Here is a 20,362-nt window from a genome sequence, read left to right as displayed (position 1 = left end):
TAATGCTGAAAAAGTTCACCAAAATCGCGGCAACCGCCGCACTGCTGGCGACACCGTTCGCCGCTTGGGCGGATGGACATCAAGAGTTCACGATCCGCGCGACCGCCAACTCAAACGAAAATGACGAAGATTATGACGGTCTGGTTGTCTTCAAAAACTACGTCGAAGCGGCATCCAACGGCCGCATCGGTGTTGAACTGTTCATCGGCACGCAGCTATGCGCGACCGGTGCAGAATGCCTTGAAGGTGTCTCCGAAGGCTCTATCGACGTCTATATTTCCACATCGGGCGGTGCCGCAGGCATCTTCCCCTATGTGCAGGTGCTTGACCTGCCCTATCTGATGTCATCTGACCGCGTGGCAGAGGCTGTGTTGTCTGGCGATTTCGTCCGCACCATGCGTGACAAAGCGCTAGAGGACAGCGGCAACACCATCCGCCTTATGACCATCGGAAACACTGGCGGCTGGCGCAACTTTGCCAACACAGAACGCCGTGTGACGAGCCCTGCTGATATGGAAGGCCTGAAACTGCGCACTGTTGTGGCTGACCTGCCTGTGCAGCTTGTCGAAGCCATGGGCGCATCTGCGACACCGATCCCATGGCCAGAGCTGTTCACATCGCTGCAAACCGGCGTTGTTGAAGGGACTGCTAACGGCATCACCGACATCATGGGCATGAAATTCCCTGATGCAGGGCTGCAGTACCTGACACTTGACGGGCATTCCTACATGGGTGCGATGTGGTGGATGAACAACGACAACTTCCTCGCGATGCCAGAAGATCTGCGCCGTGTGGTTGTTGATGGTTTCTCTGCGCTACAACAGGCGACATTCGCGTCACCCAAGCGCAAGTCAATCGAAGCCTATGAAGCATTCGTTGAAGGCGGCGGCGACATCTATGTGCCTAGCCCGGAAGAGAAAGCGGCATTCGCAGCAGCAGCAGAACCAGTCAACGCATGGTTCCGCGAAAATGTAGACGGCGGCGGTGACATGCTGGACGCATTGCAGGCAGCCGTGTCCGAGGTCGAGGCAGAACTGGCCGACGCTTACGCAAGTGATCTGAACTAAGTTACTTTGCCAGAGCTTTGTGGAAGGGTCGCCTCTTGGGGCGGCCCTTTTCGCATCAATACACCTTCTCTTTTTTCCCAGAACCCACTCTAATGCATCCCGGCTTATCTTGACGGAACACACCCATGCAAATCACCGACATCGTTGATCACGATACCTACGCCATTGATGGCGCGGCATTTGTTGCCAATTGCCGTAAAACACTCGATGACACTGGCGTTCTGGTTTTGCCCGACTTTATCCGCCCAACCGCGCTCGAATTGATGCGCCAAGAAGCACAGGACGGTCAGTCGCAGGCATATTTCTGCGCGCAAAATCACTCTGTCTACCTGACACCGCACAATCCGGACTATCCGGCCACACACCCCGCCAACCGGCAAGTCGTCTCTTCAAAGGGATGCATCTGCGATGATGTGATTGATAAAAACTCGCCCCTGCGCACCTTGTACGACAGCCCCCATTTTCGGACATTCATCTCTAAAGTCACGGGGCAAAAGGCGCTGCACGCGTATGCCGACCCACTATCCTCGATCAATATTCACTATGCCAACCGCGGCCAGGAACTTGGCTGGCATTTCGATAACTCATCCTTCGCCATCACCCTGTTGATCCAGAAACCAAAGGCGGGCAGCCGGTTCGAATACCTCAAAGACCTGCGCGATGCCGACGCCGGAGAAATGAATTTCGCAGGCGTTGATGCATTACTGTCGGGCCAAACAAAACCCGACGTGCTGGCGATGGAACCCGGCACTTTGGTCCTGTTCCGCGGACGCAATTCCATCCATCGAGTGTCGCCGAACGAAAGCGACAAATCGCGGATGTTGGCGGTGCTGGCCTATAATGCAGAACCCGATATCGCCCTGTCTGAGAGTGCGCGGATGACGTTTTATGGGCGGTTGAGTTGAGAATGGGGAATAGCCGGTTTGAGCCCAAAGTGTAACGCAGGCCCCGTTCGGGTATCGCCCGACCTGGAGGGCACCAACATCACGGCTTGGCAACGCATTTCAATGACCTCGACCTTCAAGTATGTTGAAACGCAGCAGAATCGCCCTCCGGGGGGAGGTCGGGCGATGCCCGGACGGGGCCGGGCGGTTGGTCGATGTGGCATAGCTCACCGGTAAAATAGAGGAAAGCAATGTCCGCAAACCGCCCTCTCACCGAAACGGATACATCCACCCCTTGTAGTCATCCACCAGCACCTCTGCCCGCGCCCGCTCGTCCGCCGTCAACCTCGGCGTAATCAACTCCAATGAATCAAGCGCATCCGGGTCCCCGCCTATTGCCGACAAAGCATACCAAAGGTAGGCTCTGACCATATCAGGGGCCGGTATCCCGCGCCCCACTTCATAGTACCACCCTAGCCCCGATTGCGCTCCGGCATGCCCTTTCAACGACGCCCGCAGATACCAGTCAAACGCCCGCTCGTCGTCGCGGTCGACACCAAGGCCAAGGGCGTACATGACCCCGATCAGTTCCTCAGCCTCGGCATTGCCGGAGCGCGCATAAACCTCAAAAAGCGCGCGCGCTTCGGCGTATTCACCCGCCTCCATCAGATCGCGCGCAACCTCCATATCGGCGCGCGCCGGGGTGGCCAAAAGCAGCAAAGCCGTACAGATGTATGTACAGGTTCTGTACGCTGTATGTACGCGGTGCATACGGCCCTCCTTGCGGTTATTTTCAGCGCTGGATTGGCGACAGCGCAGGGGATCAGCGCAGATGATTACATCCCCACAGACCCGGATCAAGCCCGCATCGGACAGCTCTTATTCTACGATAAGATCCTGTCAGGTAACAAAAATATTTCATGCGGAACCTGCCATCACCACGATCATGCAGGCGGCGATGGCCTGTCGCTGGGCATCGGCGAAGGCGGCGTTGGTGTGGGGCCCGAACGCACAGCGGGCACAGGGGCAGACGCGATCCGCAAACGTATCCCGCGCAACGCGCCAAGCCTTTGGAATCTCGGGCATAATAACATTGATGTGCTATTCCATGACGGACGGCTGACCCGCTCTGGTATCTATGGCAATGGCTTTGATTCACCTGCTGAAGAATGGCTGCCCGAAGGCCTCGACAACCTCGTCGCGGCCCAAGCACTTTTCCCCATGATCGCCCAGTTTGAGATGGCCGGAAACCCGCGCGAGAATGAAATCGCAGGGGCAACGCACGACCGGATTGATGTGGTCTGGCCCATCATCGCCAAACGGGTGCGCACGATCCCCGCTTATGGTCAGATGTTCGTGCAAGCCTTTGATCATATTGACGAACCCGCTGATGTCACGATCGTCGAAATCGGTAATGCTTTGGGTGCGTTCATCATCAGCGAATGGCAATCCTTTGATAGCGCTTACGACAAATGGCTGACCGGCACCCCCCTGCCCGATGATGCCGAACGGGGGCGTCAGCTTTTCTTTAACAATCGCTGCGCATCCTGCCACGCAGGTGATTTGTTCACCGACCAAAGCTTTCACGCACTTGGCCTGCCCGCGTTCGGGCCGGGGCGCACGCGGGCGTGGGACCAAATCTCGCGCGATGTGGGGCGCATGGCCGAAACCAATCTGTTGGAGGATGCCTATAAGTTCAGAACGCCTTCCTTGCGCAACGTGGCGCTTACCGCACCTTACGGGCATAACGGGGCTTATCCCACGCTGACCGACATGATCCGCCACCATGCGGACCCGATAGGCGCGCGCGCGGCTTGGACCCCGGATATGGCAAACCTGCCCGATGTTCCCTGGCTAACGGCGGCGGACTTTGCGATCAGGCAAGACAGCCGCGAAATGGCCCGGCAAACCGAAGCAATCGACATGCGCCCTATTGCGCTGAGCGAAGCTGATATCGCCGATCTTGTGGCATTCCTGCACGCACTCACCGGCGAAACCGCCTTGAGCCGCCCCTTGGGGCGCCCCGCAACAGTACCCAGCGGACTGCCCGTTGACTAAGGTCAGGGCTGCTTATCATCTTGCCCAAATAAACCCCCGCCGGAGGCTCAGGCCGTTCGGATCATCACGCCAAGGTCGGCCACATTGGTCCCCGTCGCATCCGTCATCAGCAAATCACCTGCCTCTCGCAGCGCCGCGTAGCTGTCGTTGTTGGCCAACAACCGGTCCAAGTCACTGATCTTTCCAAGGGTATCCTGATCCACCAGGCCACCTGCGGCATCTGTCGGACCATCGCGTCCGTCGCTGCCGCCTTGCAGACAAACCCACTGCGTCCAGCCACGCTTTTTCGCTTCGATCGCGATCCGCAACGCAAGTTCCTGATTGCGGCCCCCGCGGCCTGTTCCCTTCAAAACAACGGTCGTTTCGCCACCCCAAACAGTGGTTCCAATCATGGCCTGATCGCAAATGACGCGTGCGGCATCGGCCACATCACCGACAATGGGCGTCTCAATCACGTGCACCTTGCCAGCCGCCTTTGCCATAGCTGCAACGCTTTTCCCGTTTGATCCCACAAGCATATTGCGCGCGACGGGCAAGGGCGAAAGGGTCGTCGCATTTTCAAGATGTGCTTGGACTGCGGCAGGCAATTGCTCCCAAAGCCCCGCCTCTTTCAAAGCGGCCGTGGCCGTAGCAGGTGTGCCAAGCGGTGCCACCGTTGGACCGCTCGCAATCGCTGACAGATCATCACCAATGACATCAGACAAGATCAAAGCCGTCACCGGATGTGGTGCGGCCTGTCGCAACAAACCGCCACCTTTCAGGTCTGACAACTGCTGACGGATCAAATTCATCGCGATAATATCCTGTCCCGATGCCAGCAATACCTCATTCACGTGGGCCTTATCCGCCAACGTCAATAATCCTGCGGGCGCAGGGATCAACGCAGAGCCACCACCCGAAATCAAAGCCAAGACGGGTCCGTCCACAACATTGAGCGCGGCGATGACGGCGCGCGCCGCCGCGGCACCGTTTTCATCCGGGACCGGATGACCTGCAGCCATCACATTTGCACCATCAAGCGCCTTGGCGTTTTCATAGTTTGTGACAACCAAACAAGGGACACCAGAAAATCGTGCCAAGACGGCCTTGGCCATCAAGCGCGCCGCTTTACCGATTGCAACGATCAGTGCGGGACGATCAACATCACCCACAGCGGTATTCACCGCCTGATAGGGGTCTGCCGCCTGAACGCCGGCATCAAATATCCGCCGCACCTCGGCCCGATCATCACGCATTGGTTTCATCCTCTCGTTTCACCATCAGCGCAGCCATACGCTGAACGACCTGCAATTCCAATTCGGCCGAGGGTGAAGCGCTCAACGACGGCATCGAGAGCGCCACCAAAACCCGCGGCCGACGGACGGCCAACATCACATGGGTGGCCGAATATCTTTCAAATAGATAGGTGATGTGGTCATCAGCAACCGGCCCCAATTGTGGGGGATCAGCGCGGCGCAGAACGGGTGCGGCGTCAAATATCCGCGTCAGCACGCCCTCTTGCAACCCAGATAGACTGTCTTCGCTGACAACCACCGCGCCTTCGACCAAAGGGTGGTTTTGTAGATCGCGCAGGAATGTCATCGGATCATCGGTTCTGGCAGTTGCCAACTGCCGAAGCAGGCCAACGCTTTGCTCCTCAAGGCGCAGCGCACGCGCGTCGCTCAGGATTGCGACCAAAAACAGCGTCGTCATGATGGCGGCAATTATGAGCAAATACCCGTCACGGCCAAGCCCGGCAAAAGTCGCAAGCATTGCCCCCACCAAAACAGCGGCCCCCACCATCACGCCAAGGTTCATCAAAGTCGCCCGATGCCCCAGATGCGTGCGTCCCAATCCGATCGCCAACCAGCAGAGGATCAAAACTCCAAGCGCCGAAAACTGGATCGGCAAGCCAATGTAGAGCAACAGAAAATCGCCCGCAGCCAATGGAATAAACAAGATCAATGACAGCCCGAGCCGTACCACCGTCGCGTTTTCGCCAGCAGATAGCGATGCGCGGTCCCGCGTGATGATCAACCAGCCCGACAACACAAAGCCCAATAGCTGAAACCCAAGCAGCGAAAATAACCTCGCTGGGTCGATACTGTCGGAAAACCATAGCGATGACACCGCGAACAACACCGCACCGCCACCAATAACCGCTTTGATTGACGGCGCTGCATGTCGGCGCAACAAACCTTCTGTCAGAATCAGAACGGCCAGCGGGATAATCGCCGCGGCCAAAAGCACAAGAATCCGAAATGCATCAACCCCTGTCAAAATCATCAACACACGTCCAGCAAACAGCACCATTGTGATCCGCACGCCAAAAAGAAATCGCCGATTGATTGGGTCCCATGCATCGCGCCGCACAAGTACGGCCTGTAACGCAACGAGCCCTACCAAGGCCGCACAAGACAAGAACAGTTGTGTGATAATCGTGGCGGCGGCAATCATTCGTCGCGCGCCCGATAAGGCCTTAGGATTGACCAACTGCGCGACGTGTCAGCCCAATGGACCGCTGGGAGGATAATCCGCCGAAGCGTCACCAGTCCGCCGGTCAAAAGCAGGCCAATCACTGCGGACTTTGGTACCTCACGGGTGAGGTACTTGCGCATTGCGGCGATATCCATCTGCCCCAATTGCAGGACATCATCACCACGCACATAATCCAACACCTCTTGGCAGTACTTATTATATTGATCATCGCGATGCTTGGGCGCTGTTTCCCAAGTCTTCTTCAGGTCATCAGATCCGCCCGTATAAGCATCTGTAATCAAGAAATTTTCTTCATCGAAGCCGGCATCTGAGCCGACACCAAAAACATGGCGGTGGCTGTGCATGATCTCACGCGCCAACAGCAGATGGTTGAGCGTGCGCCGCCCCTGGCGCGGACTGGGCCAAACATCCGAGAACATCTCGGACACCATGCCCACGACCGCTGGCACCTGCGTGACATTCGACACCCACACCGGGCGGAACTGGCGACGAAAGAAGATCAAGAAACAGGTCAGCCCATAGAGCACCCAAGACAGGTTTTTGGACCGCTCATCGGGATCCACCATAACCAGACCAAGGTGCAGCACATCCGTGGGATGCGGGGCTGTATCCAACGCCATGATTGCCAGCGCATTGAAGGCAACGGGCGTCCCGTCGCGCCGGGTCACCAGCGTAATGATGACCGATCCCATCCGTTCTTTGTCACCCGAGAACACACCATATGTCAGGCTGCCCGCCTCCAGCGTCCGCGCTGCGATGACGCGCAACTGTGCACTCAGATCAGCAAGAGCCGCCCCATCCATCCAAAGGCCAGGACGCTCAATGATCCGCACGACATAGTCAGACCCCGTGCGCAGGGTCACATCCATATGTCTGCGCCCAAGCGCTTTGAAGACTGTGCCAATCACCGCAACACACCGTTCCTTTGCCCGTCACGTTATGGGTGGCGCGCAAAAGGTACAAGGTTGCGGTGTTACAGGTAACGGTTCACCAGGTTCTCAAGCCGTTCCTGCCGGCCCGAGCGTGGTTCCGGGTTCGTCCCGTCTGCCAGCACTTTGGCCTCGATACTTGCAAGATCGCTTTGCAAAAGCGCCTTGCCGTCCGCTGTGTCCCAGCCGGCATAGCGCGCATCGCGTGCGGCCTCCAACTTGCCATCCTCAATCATCGCAGCGGCGGCTTTCAGACCGGCGGCGCAGGCGTCCATCCCACCCACATGGGCAAGGATCAGATCCTCTGCATCCAGCGACTGACGCCGTAGTTTGGCGTCAAAGTTGGTCCCACCAGTGGTAAACCCACCCGCGCGCAGCACCTCGTAATAGGCCAACGCCATTTCAGGTACATTGTTCGGGAACTGATCTGTGTCCCAGCCTGATTGATAGTCATTGCGGTTCATATCGATGGACCCAAAGATGCCCAGCTCGCGCGCGACTGCCAGTTCATGCTCAAACGAATGCCCCGCCAAGATGGCGTGCCCTTGTTCGATATTCATCTGGACTTCGCCTTCCAGCCCAAACTCCTTGAGGAAGCCATAAACTGTCGCCACATCGTAGTCATACTGGTGCTTGGTGGGTTCCTGCGGTTTCGGCTCGATCAGGATCGCACCTTTGAAACCCATCTTGTGTTTATAATCGACAACCATCTGCAACATGCGACCCGCTTGCTGACGCTCGCGCCCCATGTCTGTATTCAACAGCGTCTCGTAGCCCTCACGCCCGCCCCACAGGACGTAGTTTTCACCGCCCAATTTCATCGTCGCATCCATGCAGGTTTTGATCGTCGCCGCAGAGTAGGCAAAGACATCCGGGTCCGGGTTTGTTGCAGCGCCCGCCATAAATCGCTTGTGCGAGAAGAGATTGGCCGTCCCCCACAAGAGCTTCACTCCAGTCGCATCCATCTTTTCAGCAAAGTAATCAACAATTTGCTCTAGGTTCTTTGTGCTTTCTGCAAAGGTCGCACCCTCGGGCCGCACATCAGCGTCGTGGAAGCAGAAATACGGCACGCCCAAAATCTGGAACATCTCAAACGCTACATCGGCCTTCATCCGCGCGGCATCCATGCTGTCGCCAAACCATGGGCGCTCAAAGGTCTGCCCACCAAATGGATCACCACCGGGCCATGCAAATGAATGCCAATAGGCTGCCGCGAACCGCAGGTGGTCCTTCATCGCTTTACCCATCACCATCTCATCAGGGTTGTAGTGACGGAAGGCGAATTCGTTGTCGCTGTCGGCGCCTTCGAATGTGATGGCAGGAATACCCTTGAAGAAGTTGGTCATTTCAGTCCTTTCAACGCACCATAGCTGGCGCGGTAGCGTGCGTGGGCCTCGGCAAAGGCCGCGGTGAGTGATGTGTTGGGGTCAACGGTTCGGGCGATCTGCGGCAGGGTCGCGATTTCGACCCCTGCCCCGGTTGCGGCCATCATGCCAAGGCGTGCGGCCCCGAACGCACCACCAAAATCGCCGGCGATCGGTAGTGCAATAGGCAGGCCCAGAGATGTCGCAATCGCCTGCACCCAGTAGTCTGACTTTGAACCACCACCAACAGCAATGAGGCGATTGATCTGCGTGCCGGTACTGGTCAAGGCGTCATAACTGTCGCGGATCGCGTGGGTCACACCTTCCAATACAGCGCGCGTCATCGCCACTTCGTCCGTGCTGTGATCAAGATGCAAAAAAGAGCCACGCACGTCAGCATCATTGTGCGGCGTGCGTTCACCCCCCAGATATGGTAGAAACACAGGCCGGCCGGGTGCCTGAAGCGATCCGAGCCCCCCGTAAGTGTGGCCGCGGATTGCCCCGCAATTCCGGAAAACCAGTTCAATGCATCGGCGGCGGCTAAAATCACACCCATTTGGTGCCATGTGTCTGGTAACGCATGACAAAAAGTATGCACCGCCGTCGCAGCATCCGGCTGATAGGCGTCGGATGCAGCAAATAGAACGCCCGACGTACCCAATGACACAAACGCATCGCCTGCTTTCACCACGCCAACACCAACAGCGCTTGACGCATTGTCACCGCCGCCACCGGCAACGACGACATCCGTGGGCAGGCCCCACCGCGTTGCCAGCTCTTGGCGGATTTTGCCAGACACTTCTGACCCTTCGACCAATCGGGGCATCTGTGCGCGGGCCATTCCGGTGGCAGCCAGCAGATCGTCCGACCAATCCCGTGTGCCCACGTCGAGCCAGCTTGTGCCTGCAGCATCAGACATCTCTGCCACAGTTTCACCGGTCAGCCACAGACGCAGATAATCCTTGGGCAACAGCACGCGGGCAACTTTGGCAAATATCGCAGGTTCATGCCTTGCGACCCACATAAGTTTTGGCGCGGTAAATCCAGGAAACACAATGTTGCCGGTCACTTGTCGAAACTGCGGATCCGCATCAAGTTCTGCGGCTTCTACGGCAGAGCGCGTGTCGTTCCAAAGAATGCATGGGCGCAGCACTTCATCGTCCTTGTCCAACAAGGTCGCGCCATGCATTTGACCCGATAACCCAATCCCGCGTACCGACGCCAAAGAGGTCTGTGCCCCAAGCGCAGTCATCGCAGTATCCGCTGCATCCAACCACGTCGCAGGTGTCTGTTCTGACCAACCGGGTGCAGGACGCACCGCTTCAAGCGGTGCAGTGGCTTCCGCCACAATCGCCTGCGCATCATTGATCAAAACAGCCTTGAGACCTGACGTCCCCAGATCAAGACCAATGAACATCAGGCGGCCTTTTTGGGGTTTTTGCCCATAATAATCATGGACAGGATGTCATCCTCGGTCACGTCTTCGACCCGTTCAGTACCAATCAATTGCCCGTTTTTCATCACTGAAACCCGGTCACATAGGTCCATCATTTCGCGGGTGTCGTGGCTGATCAGGAAGATGCCGAGGCCTTGGGCCTTCAGCTCCTTGATCAAGTCCGCGACCATCGCTGTTTCGTGCACACCCAAAGCAGCCGTAGGTTCATCCATGATCAGGATACGCGCGTTAAAATAGACCGCGCGCGCAATCGCCACCGACTGACGCTGACCGCCTGACAGCGACCGCACCGGCTCTGAAAACCGCTGAAAGTTCGGGTTCAGACGCGCCATAATCTTGCGCGATTCAGCCTCCATCGCGGTATCATCGACCAGACCAAACTTGGTCGTGATTTCGCGTCCCAGAAACAGGTTGGATGCGGCATCAAGGTTGTCGGACAACGCAAGCGTTTGATAAATCGTCTCGATGTTATGCTCGCGGGCGTCAATCGGGCTGTTGATTTCGACCTTTTTGCCATCCACGTAAATCTCGCCTGCGTCTTTCTTGTAGGCACCAGACAGGATTTTGATCAGCGTGGATTTGCCCGCACCATTGTGGCCCAACAGGCCCACAACTTCGCCCGGCATCACGTCGATTGACACATCATCAACCGCTTTGATCCCGCCAAAATGGATCGAGATATTGCGCATTTCCAAAAGTGGGGTGCTCATCACGCGTCTCCTGTTTTGCGCCGATAGACAATGTCGATCCAGACGGCGAGGATCAGCACGCCACCCACGATCATGTTTTGCAAAGGTGAATCCACGCCCACCATGCCCATACCCGACACCAGCGCTTGCATGATCAAGGCACCAAGGATCGCGCCATAGATGGTACCGACGCCCCCAGCCAAGGCCGTGCCACCAATGACGGCGGCAGCGATAACGCGCAATTCGTCAAGCTCACCCAAGGACGAACCCGCTGATCCAAGACGGGCCGATGCGATCACTGCGGCGATGGCCGTCAGCGCGCCCATCAGTGCGAAGACCTTTACGGTCAGCATGCGGGTGTTAATGCCTGACAGTTCTGCCGCGTCAGGGTTGCCTCCCATCGCAAAGACATAGCGCCCGAAGCGGGTTTTCTTGGCAACGATGGTCATCGCAATTGTCACGAAAAGAACGATCAGAACCGAGATGGGGAAACCGTAGGCCTCGGTATAGCCTTCAGGCATTTCTAATCCGTCCGCGGCAAACCGGCGTTCCAGAATACGTGTTGGGACCAGGTAGGCATTCATGATCGCGGTGATGCCGCAGATCGCACCCACGAGGATCGCACCGAGTGCGTATTCAGCCCACAGCGGTTTGACCGCAAAGTTATGGCTGATGTGCTTACGCCGGGTGTTGATCAAGAAAAGGATCGTCAAGATCGAGCCAACGATCGCAAGCGCCCAGCTTGCAGTCACACCAATGGTCCCACTGGCACCACCCAATTTGACGAAAGTCGGGTCTAGAGGTGAAATCGTGGTGCCTTTGGACACCCACCAGGCACCACCGCGCCAGATCAGCAACCCACCCAAGGTCACAATAAAGGACGGGATCGTTAGATAACCGATCAGCCAGCCCTGAAAACCCCCGATTGCTGCACCAAGCAACAGACCAACAATAACCGTGATGATCCAAATGGACGGGCTACCGAAACCAACTATATCGGGCAAAATTTGCACTTGAATGACACCCATCAGCATGCCGATGATGCCCAGCAAGGACCCAATAGAAAGGTCAATGTTGCGTGTCACGATCACAAAAACCATCCCCGTCGCCATCACCGCGACTGATGCTGTCTGCAATGTCAGCGTGAATAGATTGCGAGGGGTCAGGAATGTGCCCCCGGTTGCGATGTGAAACACCACAGAGATCACGATAAATGCACCAATCATGCCCAAAAGTCGCGTGTCGATCTGTAGTGTTTTGATTAAATTCCCAAGTCCGCCGGACATTGGTTCCCTCCCCTTCAGCCCGTCGCCGGACCGCCTCATTAGAAAGCCCCACCCGCACCGGCGGATGGGGCTTATATCTTAGTTCGTCAGATTATTCGCAGACTGCAAGACCTGTGACGCCCTGGCAAAGAACGTCTTTTTCGATCCATCCAGCTTCCAGAACAAGGTTCAGGTTGTCCTGTGTGATCGGCTGTGGTGCCAACAACATAGAATTCACAGTCACACCACCGGGCGACATGAACTCAGCCGCACCTGCGACCTCTTTCATCATGGATCCACCGGCCAATGCGACGGCGATTTCGCCTGCGTTCCGGCCCAGCTCACGGCTGTCCTTCCAGACGGAAACCGTCTGTGTTCCAAGGGCGACACGGTTGAGTGCGGCATGGTCACCGTCCTGACCAGAGACAGGAATACCGTCCATGCCTTGCGCCGCCAAAGCAGCAACAACGCCACCGGCGGTTCCGTCGTTGGATGCTACAACAGCATCAACTTCGTTGTTGGTCTGTGTCAGGATCTGCTCCATGTTGCGCTGCGCGTTCGATGGCTGCCAGCCATCTGTGTAGGCTTCGCCAACGATCGTAATTGCACCACTGTCGATGGCAGCTTGCAGCACCTCTTGCTGACCGCCACGCAAAAAGTCGGCGTTGGGGTCAGTTGGCGAGCCTTTGATCATGACGTAGTTGCCTTCTGGCTGCGCCTCCAAAACGGCGGCAGCTTGCAGGCGACCAACTTCGACATTGTCAAACGTCAGATAGAAAGCGCGCGGATCTTCGATCAGGCGGTCGTAGCCAATGACAGGAATGCCCGCCGCTTCGGCCGCATCAAGCGCCGGACCAATGGACGCGCCGTCTTGCGCGAGAATGATCAGTGCATCAACGCCTTGTGTGATCAGGCTTTCGACATCTGCCAGTTGCTTGGTTGCAGAAGACTGCGCATCAGCGGACAGATACTCTGCCCCAGCAGCTTCGAGTGCGCCCAACATAGCGGCTTCGTCAGTTTTCCAGCGCTCTTCCTGAAAGTCAGACCAGCTAACACCAACTGTCACGCTGTGGCCATCGGCAAATACAGCAGAGCTCATACCAGCAGCCACAATGACTGCCGTGATAACGGATTTATGCATGTTTTCCTCCCATAGTGTGCCCCATGCATTGGGGCGTGGGTCTTTTGACCCTACATCGTGCAGGATGCCTAATTAATTTCAGTTGTCAAAATAAAAATTGCCCTGAATGCGAAAGAAATTGCTTTGAAATCGTCAAATTATTGGGCAATCTCGAAAAAACACGGATTTTTGCAGTTCCGTTGAGCCATATTAATTCAAGGTTTGAACTATGTATGATGTCATAACGCAGCAAAACGACGAGATCGGGCGCGCCTGATGGGTGTGGCCCGTTGCTGCCGCTTGACAGTGCTGAGGCCAAACCGCTGCGCCAACAAATTTTTGAACATGTGCGTGCAGCCGGACGCGCTGCTCGGGCTGATGTGACCCGCGCTCTGGGCATCAGCGCTGGTTCGGCCACAACACTGACGGCTGATCTGATCAGCGCCGGTCTTTTGCGCGAAGTGGAAGGCCTGCCACGCGAGGCGGGCCGTGGTCGCCCACCCGTCGCGCTCGAGGTCGTCCCTGAGGCGCATCATGTCATTGGTATAAAGCTATCGGATGAAGCCCATTCTGCTGTCCTGACCGATTTCGCCGGCAACATTCTAGCTGACGCCACATTGCCGACCCCGCCGGCCCGGAAATCGCTGGACGATTTGCTGGAAGAGATCGATGTCCTGATGGATCTCGTACTCAAAGATGCGCAAAAGTCTCTTGCAGATGTGTCCGCAGTAGGCATCGGCATGTCCGGCATCATAGACCACGAGGCCGGTATTATCTCGTGGTCGCCGCAGGTCACCGACGTTGATATCGACCTGCGCACCGCCTTTGTCGCACGTTTTGGTATTCCGTTGCATGTGGACAATGACGCAAATGTGCTGACCCTCGCGGAGCTTTGGTTCGGTGCGGGGCGGTCAATCTCGGACTTTGCCGTTGTCACAATTGAAAATGGCGTCGGCATGGGGTTGGTGCTGGACAATCGCCTGTTTCGTGGCGCACGCGGTATGGGGCTTGAGTTGGGACATACCAAGGTCCATCTCGACGGGGCCTTGTGCAGATGTGGGCAACGCGGCTGTCTGGAAGCCTACCTTGCCGACTATGCGTTGGCCCGTGAAGCAGCCACGGCGCTACACCGCAACCCGCGTAACCTGCAAAGTCCAAACGCGATGCTTGATGCGCTCTTTGCCCAGGCAAAAGCCGGCAATGACGCGGCGCGCACGATTTTTCGCCGCGCGGGGCGGTATTTGTCGGTTGGTCTTGCGAATGTTGTCCAACTCTTTGATCCCGGGCTGATCATTCTGTCGGGCGAACGTATGCAATATGACTATCTTTATGCGGACGAGGTTCTGGCAGAGATGCAACGACTGACGCTCAGTGACGGGCATCAACCCTGTAAGGTTGAAATTCACGCGTGGGGCGATCTGGTCTGGGCGCGCGGGGCTACGGCCCTTGCGCTCGCCGCTGTCACCGATGCGGCCTTGGGCGACGCCAAGATATGATCCGCGTCACATTTTGCATGTTGTTGGCCCTCCCCGCTGCCGCCGACCCACTGTTCGAAGACCGATCAGAGGGCCTGCCCAGCCATATCTATGGTGGCGGATGGGAACATTTTGTCGGTGGTGGCGTGGCTGTGTTTGACTGCAACGGGGATGCATTGCCCGACATCTTTGCGGCCGGCGGTGAAAATCCGGCACAACTTCTCGTCAATCAAGGAGACTTTGAGTTTGATGCCACAGAAAGTGGTGCGTTGCAGGGCGTCACAGGTGCCTATCCGCTCGATATCAACAGCGACGGCATTATGGATCTTTTTGTGATGCGTGTTGGGCAAAACCAACTGCTTGTGGGTCAAGGTGATTGCCGCTTTGGTCGTAGCAGTGAATTACCCGTTTCCGATGACTGGACGACCGCGTTTACAGCATGGTGGGATCGTGACGACAGACTTGTTATGGCGGTAGGAAATTACGTGGATCGTGCTGATCCAGAGGGGCCATTTGGGGCTTGTGACGACAACTATTTGCTGGCGGCTGGCGCACCTGACTATCACACCACCCCCCTCACCCCCGGCTTTTGTCCCCTCTCTATGTTGGCGGCAAATGATGCGCGTGGTCGCCCAACCTTACGTATTTCCAACGACCGCCACTATTACGTGCGCGGCGGGTATGAGCAGATGTGGGATATTGCAGAAGAGCGGTTTCTGGGGACCGCGGATGGCTGGCAGAATATCTCGCTTTGGGGCATGGGCATTGCGAGCCGGGATCTAACCGGCGACGGCCGGGACGAGGTGATGCTGACGTCTATGGGCGATCAACTGATGCAGATGGCGCAGGACAACGGCACCTACGCTGCCGCACCCTTCACCATCGGCACCTATGCCCAGCGCCCGCATACAGGCGACGATGGCCGCCCCTCAACTGGCTGGCATGCCGAGTTTGCAGATGTCGATAATGATGGGCGCGCTGACCTGTTCATTGCCAAAGGTAACGTCGATCAGATGCCCGGACTGGCGATCAGAGACCCCAATAACCTGTTGATGCAAAACGCCGATGGGACATTCCGCGAAACTGCTGCCGCCGCTGGCATCGCGACCAAGGAGCGGTCCCGCGGGGCGGCATTGGCAGATTTTGACGGCGACGGACGGCTCGATCTATTGGTGGTAAACAGGCGCGCGCCGATGGAGCTTTATCGCAATGTGACCGAACAGACGGGCCATTGGGTGACGGTCGCGCTGTTGCAAACCGGCGGAAACATCAATGCGATTGGTGCGACTGTGACAGTCCAAACTGAAGCAGGCACGCAAAGCCAGCAAAATACGGTTGGCGGTGGCCATGCCGGTGGCAAGGCATTGCCGCTGCATTTCGGTTTGGGTGACGCGGATAAGGCCACGATCAGCGTGACATGGCCGGACGGAACCATCACCGCGGTCCAAACCGAGGCAAATGCTGCCGTGACGATCAGCCGCTAACGCGGACGATCAATCGGCAACCCGCTGGGTACTGCATCCGGGATACCCAAGCGCCCCTCGACGGCCATAGGGTCAGTCAACGCGTCCAGAAATGCGATCAGCGCGGTCAGCTGCGCCTCATCAAACTGCCGCGGTTCATAGCTGACGGCGGCGGCAATCGCATCGTGATCGGCCAGGCCCGCTTCGTCATCAACTGGCAAATTCGGCAAGGTCGCCGCGGCGATGTCATAGCCCTCTAAAGCCGCGACAGGATCAAGGTGCGCCCGCACAAATGCGCGCAAATCGCTATGTGCACCGGCATGGCCATAAGGGCCGGTCAGTGCCACGTTGCGCAATGATGGCGTGCGAAATGCATAAAGATCGCCTACCTCGCCTGTCACCCGAAACCGCCCTTCGTCACGGGCGTGACTTTCAAACCGGGCCGCCTTGCCAGGACCGATCTGCGGCGCGCCCATCGCATGGAAATCGTGATCCGTCAAAAACGGCCCGCTATGGCACGACGCACAGCCAGCATCACCATAAAACAACGCCATGCCCGTAGCCGCGGGTTCGGGCAAGTCATCCGCGCCCTGCAGAACCGCATCAAATGGCGCATTGTCAGATCGCCACTCGAATTCCATGAAAGCAGCAATCGCATTCGAAATATCAGCAAAAGTGATCTGGTCGGGCGCGCTGATATGATCATAGACGCTTACAAACTGGTCCAGATAGGTCGGGTTATCGCTGATCCGCCGCGCAATAATGTCCCACGCACCCTCGGCACCCGTGATCACGCCACGGCGCACCGCTTGGCTGACGTCATTTTCACTATAGTGTCCCGCCATTTCGTCAGGGCTAAGAACCGGAAACATGGTTTGCGCAGACAAAAGTGAGGCAAAGCCGGTAACCATATCTGCGTCCAAGGGCGTGCGCAGACCGCCCGGACGGTCGGCATCAACCTCAATCCGGCCATCATGAAACAGAACCGTGAATTCATGCGCACCAAGGTTAAAAAGTGCCGGTGCATTTCGCGGAATGCGCTGTTCGGGCATATTGTCTGGGTCCGCGACACGGTCAGGTCCAAGTCCGACACCACCGTCGCCGATCCCCAATGATAATCCGTCGCCCGTCCCAAACGCCGGGTGATGACATGTGCCGCAGGACACATTGCGATTGCCTGATAGGATCGGATCATAAAACAAGAGCTGTCCCAGCCGCGCCTCGGCCTCGTCGACAGGCGCGAAATCCGCATCCGTCAACGGCCGAGGCAGTTCACCGGCAACGGCGTTGCCCGAAATCACCGCGAAAACTGTTCCAAGAAGAATACGCATCACACACCCGCTGCTTTTACATCGAATGGTTAGCATGGATCAGCCCGCACACAAGTGCGACAGACTATTCCATATGTTTGCGGATGCGATTGACCATATACCAGACCAGCGCCAGCACGATGGGCGTCGCGATTGCTGCCATCGTCACCTTGCCGACACCGAGTGATGCCTCAAGTGGTCCGGTCATGTTGAGCACGAGGTTCACGGCATAATAGCTGATTGCAACGACTGACAACCCTTCGACCGTGCGCTGCAAGCGCAGTTGTAGATCGGCACGCTTGTCCATGCTCGTCAGCAATTCCTGGTTCTGCGCTGACCGTTCGACATCCACACGGGTTCGCAGCAAATCACCGGCCCGCAAGGCCCGATCAGACATGGCCTGCAGCCGTCCTTGGGTTGATTTCACGGTGCGCATTGCAGGATCAAACCGCCGCATCATAAACTCGCCAAATGTCTGGCGTCCCTCAAAGCGATCCTCTCGCAAGACATCAATGCGCTGGTTTACAATTGTTTCGTAAGCGCCTGTCGCGCCAAATCGAAATGACGATTGAGCGATTGTATTCTCAATCTCCGCTGACACTTCAAGCAGCGCCTGCAACACCTTTGCTGGATCGGCATCAGAGCCGCGCATGTCTTCCAGCAGGCTGGTCAACTGCCGGTCAAATTCACCCATCTTGGCGCCCAGTTGACGCGCGCGCGATAGGCCCAGCATCGACATCGCTTTGTACGTCTCAATCTCGCACAAACGTTGTACGACGCGGCCAATGCGCCGATTGTCGATATGCGGACGTGCAAAAACGGCAAAACGCATGTGGCCCGTCGGGTCGATCCGAAAATCACCGGCGATTACCAAGTCATCACCAACCACCCGGCTGATCGCGAGGCTTTCGGGCACAAACCAGCCATGTGCCTTTTCGATGATCCCATCGTCCCCATCTGCCACCTCTATCCGGATCAACGCGGACGTAACGCGCGTGCCCGGTGCCGTCTTTAGCCAGTCTTCGGGAAAGACGCCAAAGGTCGCGGCGTCAAAAGGACGCTCGGCCAGCCCTTCGCCAAAAATTGTGTAGGTCACAAACTCAGTATGGCTTTCCCACTTAAGCTGGTGCTTGCCGATGGTGCCAAAGTAGTGGGTTGCATCAGGTTGCGGGTGCTGTGCGCCGAAACGGTCCAACAGATCGATCAAATGCGCGCGGTCTGCATCGCGATCCCTGCCAGCCGCATTCTCGGCCGGTTTGATCGCCAGATATGCTGCACGACTGGGGGCATCCACGGCCGGGAACGGGCGCGCATGAAGTTCGTTCGCCATTGTGTAGCGCAACGGATGATCGGCAATGGGTGGCATCAAAACGCGCCCTTGTTACTATCGCTGCGGTGCAAACTAGCGGCGTTTCGGGCCGTGTAAACAAAAATGCTGTTAATTTATAAATGGTTACCGGCGTACAACCGTATACTGTACGCCAGCAACCCGGGTTAGATCACCACGACGTCAAGCGGTGGAAAGCCATTGAAGCCAACAGAAGAGTAGCTCGACGTATAAGCGCCAGCATTGCGGATCAGGACACGATCGCCCGATTGCAGCGTCAATGGCATGGCCACCGGGCGCTTTTCATAAAGAACATCGGCACTGTCGCAGCTTGGCCCCGCCACCACGCATGGCCCCATCGGGTCAGCGTCGCGCGCTGTCTGGAACTGATAGCGGATCGCCTCACCCTCGGTTTCGGCCAAACCAGAGAACCGCCCGATGTCGAGATAGACCCAACGGTGCAGGTCGCGGGCTGACTTGCGGCTGACCAGTACAACCTCCGCCACGATGACCCCTGCCTCGGCGACCATGCCACGGCCGGGTTCGGCCATGATTGTCGCTACACCAGGAAACCGATCTTCGACCAAGGCAATCACTTGCGCGGCATAGGCCGCTGGTGCCTCAATTTCTTCACCATAAAAGGCCGGGAAACCACCCCCGATATTCAGGAGGGACAGCGCGTGCCCTGCGTCATGCGCTGCCGCCCATATCTTGGAGAAGACATCCAGTGTCGGGGCCCACATCGCGGCCTGCCGGGTCTGTGAACCAACGTGGAACGAAAAACCAACCGGGTTCAAGCCCAGCGCCTTGGCCTGATCCAACAGCGACAACGCAGTCGCGCGGTCACAGCCAAATTTGCGCGACAAAGGCCAGTCTGCCTGCGAGAGTTCGACAATCAGACGGATATAAACAGACGCGCCCGGCGCGTGGGCTGCGATCTTTTCCAACTCTTCCTCAGCGTCGGCAGCGAACAGCGTGATCCCCTGCGCATGGGCCCATGCGATGTCAGAGGCACGTTTCACAGTATTGCCAAAGGATATCTCTGATGGCTCGGCCCCTTCCGACAGACACAACGCAATTTCAGCACGCGAAGCGGCGTCGAAATGCGATCCAAGATCAACCAGCCGCGCGATGATCTGACGGGCCGGGTTTGCTTTGACGGCATAGTGGATGTTGGCGCGGCCAAGGCCTGCCTTCAAAGCATCATACTGCGCTGACACACGGTCAAGGTCCACGACCAGCGTCGGTCGGTCAAATGACCGGCGCGCCACAAAGGCATCAAGACGGGAAACAGCAACAGGGACCGCCTCATCGGGCGAAAAATGTAGTGTCATGGTCATCTCCAAAAGACGAGGGCCTTTGGGGATATCCCAACAAAGACCGCATAAATTCCAAGGGAGACGTTACCGTCGCTGCGTAAACACAAGTGGATTGCATTTCACCGGCCAGAGGCGCGTGCGTTGGCGTCTATATCGCG

At 57.2% G+C, this 20,362-nt stretch carries 16 protein-coding genes and 1 pseudogene; 5 read left to right on the top strand and 12 right to left on the bottom strand.

The features are described 5' to 3' along the window. Positions 1–2: 2 nt before the first annotated feature. Positions 3–1,067, top strand: a complete 1,065-nt coding sequence (locus tag ACZ1G5_RS16205) for a TRAP transporter substrate-binding protein (protein WP_472733824.1) — start codon at positions 3–5, stop codon at positions 1,065–1,067. A gap of 125 nt (positions 1,068–1,192) precedes the next feature. Next, on the top strand, positions 1,193–1,972 hold the full coding sequence (locus ACZ1G5_RS16200; RefSeq protein WP_472733823.1) for a HalD/BesD family halogenase: 780 nt from the start codon (positions 1,193–1,195) through the stop codon (positions 1,970–1,972). Positions 1,973–2,221: 249 nt separating this feature from the next. Here the strand turns inward: ACZ1G5_RS16200 and ACZ1G5_RS16195 are convergent, their stop codons facing one another. Continuing rightward, complete coding sequence (locus tag ACZ1G5_RS16195) at positions 2,222–2,722, bottom strand: tetratricopeptide repeat protein (RefSeq protein WP_472733822.1); 501 nt, start codon at positions 2,720–2,722, stop codon at positions 2,222–2,224. Here ACZ1G5_RS16195 and ACZ1G5_RS16190 point away from each other — a divergent pair. Next, complete coding sequence (locus ACZ1G5_RS16190; RefSeq protein WP_472733821.1) at positions 2,708–4,009, top strand: cytochrome-c peroxidase; 1,302 nt, start codon at positions 2,708–2,710, stop codon at positions 4,007–4,009. The two genes, ACZ1G5_RS16195 and ACZ1G5_RS16190, sit on opposite strands and share 15 nt — an antisense overlap. Positions 4,010–4,056: 47 nt before the next feature. Here ACZ1G5_RS16190 and ACZ1G5_RS16185 read toward each other — a convergent pair whose 3' ends face one another. The 8 genes and pseudogenes from ACZ1G5_RS16185 to xylF form a co-directional block, all read right to left on the bottom strand. After that, on the bottom strand, positions 4,057–5,244 hold the full coding sequence (locus ACZ1G5_RS16185) for a glycerate kinase type-2 family protein (protein ID WP_472733820.1): 1,188 nt from the start codon (positions 5,242–5,244) through the stop codon (positions 4,057–4,059). Next, positions 5,237–6,445, bottom strand: a complete 1,209-nt coding sequence (locus ACZ1G5_RS16180) for a hypothetical protein (RefSeq protein WP_472733819.1) — start codon at positions 6,443–6,445, stop codon at positions 5,237–5,239. Before ACZ1G5_RS16180 ends, ACZ1G5_RS16185 begins: the two co-directional genes overlap by 8 nt. After that, the gene (locus tag ACZ1G5_RS16175) at positions 6,442–7,395 is read right to left on the bottom strand and encodes a hypothetical protein (RefSeq protein WP_472733818.1); all 954 of its coding nucleotides are present in this window, start codon (positions 7,393–7,395) and stop codon (positions 6,442–6,444) included. The genes ACZ1G5_RS16180 and ACZ1G5_RS16175 overlap by 4 nt, the downstream gene beginning before the upstream one ends. Before the next feature lie 65 nt (positions 7,396–7,460). Further along, positions 7,461–8,762, bottom strand: a complete 1,302-nt coding sequence (gene xylA / locus ACZ1G5_RS16170; RefSeq protein ID WP_472733817.1) for a xylose isomerase — start codon at positions 8,760–8,762, stop codon at positions 7,461–7,463. Next, positions 8,759–10,197 (bottom strand): annotated as a pseudogene (xylB, locus tag ACZ1G5_RS16165) (xylulokinase). Before xylB ends, xylA begins: the two are co-directional and overlap by 4 nt. Beyond that, a complete protein-coding gene (locus ACZ1G5_RS16160) occupies positions 10,197–10,946 on the bottom strand; it encodes an ATP-binding cassette domain-containing protein (RefSeq protein ID WP_472733816.1) in 750 nt (249 codons plus the stop codon). The pseudogene xylB and the gene ACZ1G5_RS16160 overlap by 1 nt, the downstream one beginning before the upstream one ends. Next, the gene (locus ACZ1G5_RS16155) at positions 10,946–12,211 is read right to left on the bottom strand and encodes a sugar ABC transporter permease (RefSeq protein WP_472733815.1); all 1,266 of its coding nucleotides are present in this window, start codon (positions 12,209–12,211) and stop codon (positions 10,946–10,948) included. Before ACZ1G5_RS16155 ends, ACZ1G5_RS16160 begins: the two co-directional genes overlap by 1 nt. A 91-nt stretch (positions 12,212–12,302) precedes the next feature. Beyond that, a complete protein-coding gene (xylF, locus tag ACZ1G5_RS16150; RefSeq protein ID WP_472733814.1) occupies positions 12,303–13,331 on the bottom strand; it encodes a D-xylose ABC transporter substrate-binding protein in 1,029 nt (342 codons plus the stop codon). 269 nt (positions 13,332–13,600) lie between these two features. Here xylF and ACZ1G5_RS16145 point away from each other — a divergent pair, with 269 nt between their 5' ends. After that, complete coding sequence (locus ACZ1G5_RS16145) at positions 13,601–14,806, top strand: ROK family protein (protein WP_472733813.1); 1,206 nt, start codon at positions 13,601–13,603, stop codon at positions 14,804–14,806. Continuing rightward, complete coding sequence (locus tag ACZ1G5_RS16140) at positions 14,803–16,269, top strand: CRTAC1 family protein (RefSeq protein ID WP_472733812.1); 1,467 nt, start codon at positions 14,803–14,805, stop codon at positions 16,267–16,269. Before ACZ1G5_RS16145 ends, ACZ1G5_RS16140 begins: the two co-directional genes overlap by 4 nt. Here ACZ1G5_RS16140 and ACZ1G5_RS16135 read toward each other — a convergent pair. The 3 genes from ACZ1G5_RS16135 to ACZ1G5_RS16125 form a co-directional block, all read right to left on the bottom strand. Next, positions 16,266–17,579, bottom strand: a complete 1,314-nt coding sequence (locus ACZ1G5_RS16135) for a cytochrome-c peroxidase (protein WP_472733811.1) — start codon at positions 17,577–17,579, stop codon at positions 16,266–16,268. The two genes, ACZ1G5_RS16140 and ACZ1G5_RS16135, sit on opposite strands and share 4 nt — an antisense overlap. A gap of 64 nt (positions 17,580–17,643) precedes the next feature. Further along, entirely contained in the window at positions 17,644–18,924 is a 1,281-nt protein-coding gene (locus ACZ1G5_RS16130) for a DUF3422 family protein (RefSeq protein WP_472733810.1), read from the bottom strand. 128 nt (positions 18,925–19,052) lie between these two features. Next, positions 19,053–20,225: a type III PLP-dependent enzyme gene (locus ACZ1G5_RS16125; protein ID WP_472733809.1), complete on the bottom strand. Its 1,173-nt coding sequence runs from the start codon at positions 20,223–20,225 to the stop codon at positions 19,053–19,055. Positions 20,226–20,362: the final 137 nt, after the last annotated feature.

Source organism: Yoonia sp. JB2-21, from assembly GCF_055693545.1.
This window is presented reverse-complemented; position numbering and strand designations above follow the sequence as displayed.

Bases quoted from the DNA above. Each gene is read 5' to 3' on its own strand.
- xylA (WP_472733817.1), bottom strand. From the start codon at position 8,762: ATGACCAACTTCTTCAAGGGTATTCCTGCCATCACATTCGAAGGCGCC.
- ACZ1G5_RS16185 (WP_472733820.1), bottom strand. From the start codon at position 5,244: ATGCGTGATGATCGGGCCGAGGTGCGGCGGATATTTGATGCCGGCGTT.
- ACZ1G5_RS16135 (WP_472733811.1), bottom strand. From the start codon at position 17,579: ATGCGTATTCTTCTTGGAACAGTTTTCGCGGTGATTTCGGGCAACGCC.
- ACZ1G5_RS16200 (WP_472733823.1), top strand. From the start codon at position 1,193: ATGCAAATCACCGACATCGTTGATCACGATACCTACGCCATTGATGGC.
- ACZ1G5_RS16140 (WP_472733812.1), top strand. From the start codon at position 14,803: ATGATCCGCGTCACATTTTGCATGTTGTTGGCCCTCCCCGCTGCCGCC.
- xylF (WP_472733814.1), bottom strand. From the start codon at position 13,331: ATGCATAAATCCGTTATCACGGCAGTCATTGTGGCTGCTGGTATGAGC.
- ACZ1G5_RS16155 (WP_472733815.1), bottom strand. From the start codon at position 12,211: ATGTCCGGCGGACTTGGGAATTTAATCAAAACACTACAGATCGACACG.
- ACZ1G5_RS16190 (WP_472733821.1), top strand. From the start codon at position 2,708: ATGTACGCGGTGCATACGGCCCTCCTTGCGGTTATTTTCAGCGCTGGA.
- ACZ1G5_RS16160 (WP_472733816.1), bottom strand. From the start codon at position 10,946: ATGAGCACCCCACTTTTGGAAATGCGCAATATCTCGATCCATTTTGGC.
- ACZ1G5_RS16195 (WP_472733822.1), bottom strand. From the start codon at position 2,722: ATGCACCGCGTACATACAGCGTACAGAACCTGTACATACATCTGTACG.
- ACZ1G5_RS16205 (WP_472733824.1), top strand. From the start codon at position 3: ATGCTGAAAAAGTTCACCAAAATCGCGGCAACCGCCGCACTGCTGGCG.
- ACZ1G5_RS16180 (WP_472733819.1), bottom strand. From the start codon at position 6,445: ATGATTGCCGCCGCCACGATTATCACACAACTGTTCTTGTCTTGTGCG.
- ACZ1G5_RS16130 (WP_472733810.1), bottom strand. From the start codon at position 18,924: ATGCCACCCATTGCCGATCATCCGTTGCGCTACACAATGGCGAACGAA.
- ACZ1G5_RS16125 (WP_472733809.1), bottom strand. From the start codon at position 20,225: ATGACCATGACACTACATTTTTCGCCCGATGAGGCGGTCCCTGTTGCT.